Annotated in this window: 1 protein-coding gene; it reads left to right on the top strand. The window is 44.5% G+C overall.

Features of this window, described 5'->3' with window-relative positions; all coding sequences use genetic code 11:
* Positions 1-193: 193 nt before the first annotated feature.
* Complete coding sequence (locus FTU87_RS14965; protein ID WP_000018326.1) at positions 194-1,009, top strand: aminoglycoside O-phosphotransferase APH(3')-Ia; 816 nt, start codon at positions 194-196, stop codon at positions 1,007-1,009.
* The last annotated feature ends 176 nt before the right edge of the window (positions 1,010-1,185 follow it).

Below are 1,185 nucleotides of genomic sequence, written 5' to 3' on the forward strand. Positions count from 1 at the left end.
AGTACCAGCGTACGGCCCACAGAATGATGTCACGCTGAAAATGCCGGCCTTTGAATGGGTTCATGTGCAGCTCCATCAGCAAAAGGGGATGATAAGTTTATCACCACCGACTATTTGCAACAGTGCCGATAAAAATATATCATCATGAACAATAAAACTGTCTGCTTACATAAACAGTAATACAAGGGGTGTTATGAGCCATATTCAACGGGAAACGTCTTGCTCGAGGCCGCGATTAAATTCCAACCTGGATGCTGATTTATATGGGTATAGATGGGCTCGCGATAATGTCGGGCAATCAGGTGCGACAATCTATCGATTGTATGGGAAGCCCAATGCGCCAGAGTTGTTTCTGAAACATGGCAAAGGTAGCGTTGCCAATGATGTTACAGATGAGATGGTCAGACTAAACTGGCTGACGGCATTTATGCCTCTTCCGACCATCAAGCATTTTATCCGTACTCCTGATGATGCATGGTTACTCACCACTGCGATCCCCGGGAAAACAGCATTCCAGGTATTAGAAGAATATCCTGATTCAGGTGAAAATATTGTTGATGCGCTGGCAGTGTTCCTGCGCCGGTTGCATTCGATTCCTGTTTGTAATTGTCCTTTTAACAGCGATCGCGTATTTCGTCTCGCTCAGGCGCAATCACGAATGAATAACGGTTTGGTTGATGCTAGTGATTTTGATGACGAGCGTAATGGCTGGCCTGTTGAACAAGTCTGGAAAGAAATGCATAAGCTTTTGCCATTCTCACCGGATTCAGTCGTCACTCATGGTGATTTCTCACTTGATAACCTTATTTTTGACGAGGGGAAATTAATAGGTTGTATTGATGTTGGACGAGTCGGAATCGCAGACCGATACCAGGATCTTGCCATCCTATGGAACTGCCTCGGTGAGTTTTCTCCTTCATTACAGAAACGGCTTTTTCAAAAATATGGTATTGATAATCCTGATATGAATAAATTGCAGTTTCATTTGATGCTCGATGAGTTTTTCTGATAGTTAGTCTTTGTAGAGACACAAACCTGAAATTCCGGACACCGCGCTTGGCACTGTTGCAAATAGTCGGTGGTGATAAACTTATCATCCCCTTTTGCTGATGGAGCTGCACATGAACCCATTCAAAGGCCGGCATTTTCAGCGTGACATCATTCTGTGGGCCGTACGCTGGTACT

The sequence above is a fragment of the Acinetobacter sp. YH12156 genome (assembly GCF_013418235.1).
Classification (GTDB): Bacteria; Pseudomonadota; Gammaproteobacteria; order Pseudomonadales; family Moraxellaceae; genus Acinetobacter; species Acinetobacter pseudolwoffii.

Coding starts and splice junctions, on each gene's coding strand:
- FTU87_RS14965 (WP_000018326.1), top strand. CDS start 194: ATGAGCCATATTCAACGGGAAACGTCTTGCTCGAGGCCGCGATTAAAT.